The sequence below is a fragment of the Calidithermus terrae genome, from assembly GCF_003574345.1.
Classification (GTDB): Bacteria; Deinococcota; Deinococci; order Deinococcales; family Thermaceae; genus Calidithermus; species Calidithermus chliarophilus.
The window spans coordinates 1-7255 of sequence record NZ_QXDL01000202.1 but is presented as its reverse complement, the minus strand read 5'-3'; the positions used below and the strand labels follow the sequence as shown (position 1 = coordinate 7255).

The 7255-nt window shown below is 72.0% G+C and carries 8 protein-coding genes and 1 riboswitch; of the genes, 5 read left to right on the top strand and 3 right to left on the bottom strand.

What is annotated here, in order from left to right; all coding sequences use genetic code 11:
- Positions 1–755, bottom strand: a 755-nt coding sequence (gene ribD / locus Mterra_RS17240) for a bifunctional diaminohydroxyphosphoribosylaminopyrimidine deaminase/5-amino-6-(5-phosphoribosylamino)uracil reductase RibD (RefSeq protein WP_119316280.1), incomplete at its 3' end; no start/stop codon positions are given.
- Between the two features lie 40 nt (positions 756–795).
- A riboswitch (FMN riboswitch) is annotated at positions 796–915 on the bottom strand.
- Between the two features lie 86 nt (positions 916–1001).
- Between ribD and ribH the strand changes: the two genes are divergently transcribed.
- A complete protein-coding gene (gene ribH, locus Mterra_RS17235; protein WP_119316279.1) occupies positions 1002–1475 on the top strand; it encodes a 6,7-dimethyl-8-ribityllumazine synthase in 474 nt (157 codons plus the stop codon).
- An 82-nt stretch (positions 1476–1557) separates the two neighbouring features.
- Here ribH and Mterra_RS17230 read toward each other — a convergent pair whose 3' ends face one another.
- Both Mterra_RS17230 and Mterra_RS17225 read right to left on the bottom strand, forming a co-directional pair.
- Positions 1558–3525: a PhoX family protein gene (locus tag Mterra_RS17230; protein WP_119316278.1), complete on the bottom strand. Its 1968-nt coding sequence runs from the start codon at positions 3523–3525 to the stop codon at positions 1558–1560.
- A 95-nt stretch (positions 3526–3620) separates the two neighbouring features.
- The gene (locus Mterra_RS17225) at positions 3621–4001 is read right to left on the bottom strand and encodes a DUF309 domain-containing protein (RefSeq protein ID WP_119316277.1); all 381 of its coding nucleotides are present in this window, start codon (positions 3999–4001) and stop codon (positions 3621–3623) included.
- Between the two features lie 88 nt (positions 4002–4089).
- On the opposite strand from Mterra_RS17225, the gene Mterra_RS17220 reads away from it, so the two are divergent.
- The 4 genes from Mterra_RS17220 (at position 4090) to Mterra_RS17205 (ending at position 6981) form a co-directional block, all read left to right on the top strand.
- On the top strand, positions 4090–4710 hold the full coding sequence (locus Mterra_RS17220; RefSeq protein ID WP_170159720.1) for a murein hydrolase activator EnvC family protein: 621 nt from the start codon (positions 4090–4092) through the stop codon (positions 4708–4710).
- 145 nt (positions 4711–4855) lie between these two features.
- On the top strand, positions 4856–5203 hold the full coding sequence (gene trxA / locus Mterra_RS17215) for a thioredoxin (protein WP_275054773.1): 348 nt from the start codon (positions 4856–4858) through the stop codon (positions 5201–5203).
- Between the two features lie 66 nt (positions 5204–5269).
- The gene (locus Mterra_RS17210) at positions 5270–5803 is read left to right on the top strand and encodes a GNAT family N-acetyltransferase (RefSeq protein ID WP_119316274.1); all 534 of its coding nucleotides are present in this window, start codon (positions 5270–5272) and stop codon (positions 5801–5803) included.
- Between the two features lie 182 nt (positions 5804–5985).
- A complete protein-coding gene (locus tag Mterra_RS17205; RefSeq protein ID WP_119316273.1) occupies positions 5986–6981 on the top strand; it encodes a glycosyltransferase family 2 protein in 996 nt (331 codons plus the stop codon).
- The last annotated feature ends 274 nt before the right edge of the window (positions 6982–7255 follow it).

Genomic DNA, 7255 nt, shown 5'->3' with positions numbered 1-7255 from the left:
CCCCGGGGCCCCGGGGCGAACAGCCGGGCCGTCGGCGGGGTGCGGGCCTCGGTGTCGAGCACCACCTTGAGGGGGTCGCGCAAGGGGGGTGGCTCGAGCAGGTGGGGAAAGGCCCGGAAGTCGGGTTCGCGCACGGTGAGCTGCGGGTCGTCCGCCAGCACGGTGCCCACGCCCACCATCACCGCCGGCAGCCACTGGCGGTAGCCCTGCGCCACCCGGCGGGAGAGGGGGTTCGACACCCAGGCCGCGTGGCCGCTGCGGGCGGCCACCTGGCCGTCCAGGCTCAGCGCGGCTTTCCAGAGCACGAAGGGGCGCCGCCGCCGCAGGGCGTGGAAGAACACCTCGTTCTGGGCCCGGGCCTCGGCCTCGAGCAACCCCGCCTCCACCTCCACGCCCGCCGAGCGCAGCCGCTCCAGGCCCCCCCGGGCTTTCGGGTTCGGGTCGCGGGCCGCCACCACCACCCGGCCAACGCCGGCCTCGAGGAGGGCCACGGAGCACGGGGGCGTGCGCCCGTGGTGGTCGCAGGGTTCCAGGCTCACGTAGAGGGTGGCCCCCCGGGCCCCCTCCCCCGCCTGGCGCAGGGCGAAGACCTCGGCGTGGGGCTCCCCGGCCCTGGGGTGGCACCCCTCCCCCACGATGCGCCCGTCCTTGACGACGACTGCGCCCACCAGGGGGTTGGGGTGGGTATGCCCCCGGGCCCGTTCCGCCAGTTGTAAGGCTCGCCTTAAATAGCGCTCGTCCAGAGCGCGCCGCAAAGGGTATTCAAGCACGCTGCCGCCGGGTCACCCCGGCACTCACCTCCTTCTCCCATCCGGACTTTTACCGTCGGCCCCGGAATTTCACCGGGTCGGGCCCCTGGGGGCTTCGCGGGCTTTCACCGCCGGTCGGGAATCGCACCCTGCCCTGAAGGAGGGCACTGCCAAGCTTATCGCGTAGCCACCCCGGCTTTGTAAGGGCACACCCCTTTGTCGGGAAGGGCTCGCTGGTCTAGTATGGCTCGCATGAAGCGTGTCCAGACCGTCCTCTCGGCCCGCGACGTCCGCCTGGCCTTCGCCGTGAGCCGCTTCAACGAGCGCGTCACCAAGGCCCTCCTGGAGGGGGCGCTCGAGGCCTATGCCCGCCTGGGGGGAGACCTCGAGGAGGCCTGGACGGTGTGGGTCCCGGGCTCCTTCGAGCTCCCCCTGGCCGCCCAAAAGCTGGCCCAACGCCCCGAGGTGGACGGGGTCGTGGCCTTGGGGGCGGTGATCCGCGGGGAAACCCCGCACTTCGAGCACGTCAGCGCCCAGGCCGCCGGCGGCCTGATGCAGGCCATGCTCGCCAGCCAAAAGCCCGTCGCCTTCGGCGTGCTCACCACCGACACCCCCGAGCAGGCCGAGGCCCGGGCCGGGGGCAAGGCGGGCAACAAAGGCGCGGAGGCGCTGTACAGCGCCGTGGAGATGGTGCAGCTCTTGCGGGCGTTGCAAACCCCCGGCTGACGCCCGGGCCCGGCCGCACCCCCGTCTTCGCCGCCGGGCCGCGTGCCGCGGCCTCACTCGAGGCGCTTTCCTCGCCGGCGGCTCAGCCGCCGATCACGCCGCCGTCGTCCTTGCGGATGGCGACCACCGAGGGGCGGGCCACCCCCGCGCCGTCGGGCCACAGGCTCACCGGCTTCTCGACGGTGCCCCCCTCGCCGGGGTGCTGGATGCCCGCGAAGAGGGTGCGGTTGTCGGCGGTGAAGACCGGGCCGCAGACCTCCGCGCCCTTGGGGGCCGACAGGAACTGGCGCACCCAGCCGCGCTCGGGCCCCTGGGTGGGCACGGCGAAGATGCCGTCGTTGGACTTGAGGTTGGAGCCGTCCATGCCGTCGGTGGCGACCCACAGGTTGCCCGCCCGGTCGAAGGTGAGGTTGTCGGGGGTGGCGATGGGCGAGACCTTGGCCTTGTCGAAGCCGGCGAAGAAGGTGCTGGGGTCCTTGGGGTCGCCGCAGACCAGGAACAGCGCCCAGCGGAAACGGGTAGCCCCGGCGTCGTTGCCCTCTTCCATGATCTCGATGATGTGCCCGTCCTTGTTGTCGGGGCGGGGGTTGGCCTTGTCCACCTGGGCGGCGGTGCGGCGGGAGTTGTTGGTCATCACCGCGTAGACCATGCCGGTGACGGGACTGCGCTCGAGGTCCTCGGGGCGGTCCATCTTGGTCGCGCCCAGCAGGTCGGCGGCTCCGCGGGTGTTGATGAGCACCTCGGCCTGGCTGGCGAAGCCGTTGGCGGCGGTGAGGGGGCCGTTGCCGAACACCAGCGGCAGCCACTCGCCGCTGCCGTCGGGGTTGAGCCGGGCCACGTAAAGAGTGCCCTCGTCGAGCAGGCTCAGGTTGGCCTGGCGGTCGGAGGGGTTGAAGCGGCCCTTGGAGACGAACTTGTACATGTAGTCGAAGCGCTCGTCGTCGCCCATGTAGGCCACCACCCGCCCGTCGGCGGCCAGGCTGGTCTCGGCGCCCTCGTGCTTGAAGCGCCCCAGGGCGGTGCGCTTCTTGGGGGTGAAGGTGGGGTCGTAGGGGTCGATCTCCACGACCCAGCCGTGGCGGAAGGGCTCGTTGGGCTCCTTGGTGAGGTCGAAGCGCTCGTAGAACGCCTCCCAGCGCCGCCCCGACTCCTTGGCGGGCAGGCCGTAGCGGGCGTGGATTTTCTTGACGGTCTCGTTGCCCACGCCGTCGTTGAAGGCGAAGTACTGGTTGAAGTTCTCCTCGGCGGAGAGGACGGTACCCCAGGGGGTGGTGCCGCCGGCGCAGTTGTTGAGCATCCCCAGCACCCGCCGGCCGGTGGGGTCGGCCTTGGTCTGCAGCCAGGGGTGCCCGGCGGCGGGGCCGGTGAGCTCCATGGGGGTGAGGGCGGTGACGCGGCGGTTGAACTGCGAAACCGGCAGGTACTCCACGCTGCCGTCGGCGTTGCGGATCACCTCGACCACGCTGCCGCCGTGGGCGGCGAGTTCGACGTCCACCTGTTCCTTGGTGGGTTTGCCGGGAGTGTAGCCGGGGAACATCAGCTCGGGGTTGGTGTACTCGTGGTTGGCCCACAGCAGGGCACGGCTCGAGCGGCTCGAGCCATAGGGCAGGGGCAGGTAGCTGATGTAGTCGCAGTTGTAGCCGAAGGCGGCCTCCTGGTCGCGGGCGCTCCAGTTGGCGAGGTCGAAGCGGCGGGCTCCCCGGGCGATGGGGTCGCCCCAGCGGATCACCACGCCCGCGCTGTAGCCCTCGGCCAGCACCAGGCGGTCCTCGGTGGAGAGCCCGATGGCCTTGAGGCCGATGCCGCCGGGAGCCTGGGCCCTCGCCAGCGAGCCCAGCCCCGAAAGCACGAACAGCCCGGCAGCGCTGGCCGAGAGGAAGCCGCGGCGGGTGAGGGCCTCCTCGATCACGCCGCGCAGGTAGGCGTTTTCGCTGGGGTTGGGAACGGGCTGGGCGCAGGCGTCGCCGCACTTCCAGCGGCAGGTGGCCGGGCTGCGGTTGCCGCGGGGGGCCTGGTGGAACTCTTGGGCATCGGGCTCGAGCTGGATCATGGCTTCCTCCTGAAGAGCTCAGCGCCATGCTCGAGGCCCGCTGTCAGGCCTGTGTCAAACGTGGCGCACCTCCCGATGCTTCACCGGGGGGCGCTTCAGGGGGAGGCCACGCACAGGCGCGGCCGGTAGCCGGGCCGCTCGAGCGCCCGCCACACCTCGGCCACGGTCTCGCTCAGGTCGAGCCCGGCGTAGACGCCCGGCAGGCCCTCGAGGTGGCGCAGCGCCTTGGCGAAGTTGCGCCAGCCGCCGGTGGGGCTGGAACGGGCCTTGTGCAGCGCGGCGGCCAGCAGGATCAGGCCGTGCACCGCCTCGCGCCGCTCGCCCTCCAGCCGCATCCACAACGGCTCGAGCGCCTCGTGCACCTCCCAGAACTCCCCGCGCTCCCACAGCTCGCGGGCGTGGGCGAACTCGGGGGCGGCCTCGAGCCAGCCCCCTCCCCCGCCGTCTGGACTTCCGGGCGAACCCTGCCCTACCATGAGTCCAACCCCCCTCCGCCTTCCCCTACGTCTGCGCGTGCGCCGCGCGTCTGCCCGCCGGGGTGTATCGCATTTTGGAGGGATTGCCGTGGCAAACGTCAAGCGCCTGTACTTCCACCCCTGCCTCCCCGCGCACCGCTACAGCGTGCAGCCGGGCTGTGGCTTCCTCGACCCGGCCTACGAGCAGGCCACCGGCTGGCTGCACCCCGGGGCCGACTACAACGGCCGCGGCGGCGGCGACACCGACCTGGGCGACCCGGTCTACGCCGTCACCGACGGCACCGTGGTGGAGGTGGGCTTTTTCAAGGTGTGGGGCAACCTCGTCCTCATCCACCACGAGGGCCCCGGCGTGTGGACGCTGAGCGCCCACTGCGACCAGGTCCTCGTGCAGGCGGGCCAGCGGGTGCGGGCCGGGCAGCAGATCGGCACCATCGGCAAGGGGGACACCCGCGTCAAGAAGCCCTACCGCGCCCACCTGCACTTCGAGGTGCGGCTCTTCGGCCCCGAGCGCATCCCCATCAACGACTGGCCCACCGCCACCTTCAAGAACCGCCGGGACAAGGCCCTCGTCGAGATCCTGCACACCCGCGTTGACCCCGAGAGGTGGCTCGAGAAGATGCACGCCCTCCCCGTGCTCCCCGGGCGGGGGCTTTCCCGCGGCCGCGGGCGCCGCGCCCGGCGGCTCGAGGAGCGCTCCCCCGCGCACTGACGCCCACGCGCCCCGTGCCGCGCCGCTCGCTCAGATCGTGGCCCTGCTCCCCTTAGGATCGGGGGGCGGTGCTAGAGTGGGCCGTGTGAGCCGCTCGGCCCCGGGGGTCCTCGGGGGCGGACAGCAGCGCAAAGCAAAGCTAGAGGTGCAAGCTATGGCGAAGCCGATCGAAGTGACCGATGCCAATTTTGAGCAGACCCTGAAGAACAACGAGCTGGTGCTGGTCGATTTCTGGGCCGAGTGGTGCGGGCCGTGCCGCATGGTGGCCCCGGTGATCGAGGAGCTCGCCAGGGAGTACGAGGGCAAGGTCACCGTAGGCAAGCTCGACGTGGACGCCAACCCCCAGACGGCCATGAAGTACCGCGTCATGAGCATCCCCACCATCATCCTCTTCAAGAACGGCGAGCCCGCCGAGGTGCTCGTGGGCGCCCAGCCCAAGCGCAACTTCGACGCCCGGCTGCAGAAGCACGTGCCCCAGCAGACCAACGCCTGAACCCCACCCTGCCCTCCGGCCCGGCCCCCGCGGCCGGGCTTCGGCCTGTTGTGCCATACTGGCCCAATGGTGCAGATCGAGCGCCTGACCCCCCGCGACGCCGAGACCGCCCTCCCCGCCCTGGCCGAGCTGCTCAAGGACGCCGTCGATGGCGGCGCCTCGGTGAGCTTCCTGCCGCCCTTGCCCCTCGAGGAGGCCGCCCGCTTCTGGCGGCAGGCCCTGCAGGCCATGGCCGAAGGGCAGCGCGTGGTGCTGGTCGCCCGGCTCGAGGGCGCCCTCGTGGGCGTGGTGACCCTCGACCTCGCCCGCGTCCCCAACGGGGCGCACCGCGCCGAGGTGCAGAAGCTGCTGGTGCACAGCCGCGCCCGCGGGCAGGGGATCGGGGAGCGGCTGATGCGCGCCGTCGAGGAGGCCGCGCTCGAGGCCGGGCGCACCCTGCTCGTCCTCGACACCTGCCGGGGCTACACCGCCGAGCGGCTGTACCGCAGGCTCGGCTGGGTGGAGGCCGGGGTGATCCCCAACTTCGCCCTCGAGCCCAACGGCTACTGCGACACGGTGATCTTCTACAAGCAGCTCGCCGCGCCCCCGCCCCGGGCCTGAAATTACCGCGCGGTTAAAAACACCCGAAGCCGCCTGAAGGCAGCGCTGACCCCGGGGGCGGACACCCCGGGCCAAGCTGGTTCTTGGACCCCGGCCAGCCAGCTCAGCGGGCATACAGTTGCGCTTGCTACGCTCGGGCGGGAGGCCGGGCTTCCCCAAATTCCCCTGCCGCGCGAGGATTTATGGAGCAACCCCTGGTCAGTATCCTCACCCCCACCTACAACCAGAGCGCCTACCTCACCGCGACCCTCGAGAGCGTCCTGGCACAGAGCTACCCCCACTGGGAATTGCTCGTGCTCGACGACTGCTCCAGCGACGACACCTGGGAGGTGCTGCAGCGCTACGCCCGCCGCGAACCGCGCATCCGGCCCCTGCGCAGCCCGTACAACCGCGGGGTGTGGCGGCTGGGGGAGAACTACCGGCAGATGCTCCAGGCCGCCCGCGGCTCGCTGCTCGCCCTGCTCGACGGCGACGACCTCTGGCCCCCCGACAAGCTCGAGCGTCAGGTCCCGGCCCACCAAGCCGGCGGGCACCCGCTCAGCTTCGGGCGAATGGAGGCCGTCAACGCCGCCGGGCGGCCCATCGCGGGATCGCGCTACCCCGACCTGGGCCCCCTCGCGCCGCGCGAGCTGTACGCCGGCTACCTGCGCGGCGACTTCTACATCCCCGCCGTCACCGTCATGATCGACCGCGAGGCCCTCGAGCGCGCCGGCGGGTTCCGGCAGCCGCACTACCTGCCGGTCGTGGACTTCCCCACCTGGCTCGAGATCGGCCACCCCGGCCAGGGCTACACCTACGTCCCCGAGGTGCTGGGCTACTGGCGGCAGAGCCCCGGACAGGCCACCTGGCGCGTGGCCCGCGACCTGGCCCTGGGCACCTACCGCTACAGCCAGGAATTCCTGCGCGAGCACCCCGTCCCCGGCCTCAGCGAGCGCGACCTGCTGAGCCCCGGCCGCCGCGGCTACCTGGCCGACTCGAGCTACCGCGCCGCCCTGCTGGCCTGGGAGCGCGGCGCCACCGCCCGCGCCTGGCAGTACGCCAAGGAGATCGTGCGCTGGGGCCGCCCCACCACCTACCTGCGCTGCCTGGCCGCCTTCGGGGTGAAGACCCTGCGCCGCGTGCGGCGGCAGGTGCTGGAGGAGGTAGGGCTCTGGGCGCGGGGGGCGAGTTTGCGGTGAGAGGGCCGATGGTCGATAGCCGATAGCCGAACGCCCTGTTGAAATCGATCATCCACTGGGGCCGCATCCCGCCCCACAAGCCAACTACAGCCCCACTCCCCAGGGGACACCCGCTCGACCTGTGAGCCCGTCCCCGGCCGTGGATCCGCGGCTCACGCGGGAGGGGGTGGGCGGGGTGTCGCAGACGAGCATGCCGCCGGGGCCGGCGGCATGTCCGCGAGGGGGTGGCCGTAGGCCATACCGGCTTTGCCGGTAACCTGGGGCCCCTCGGGGG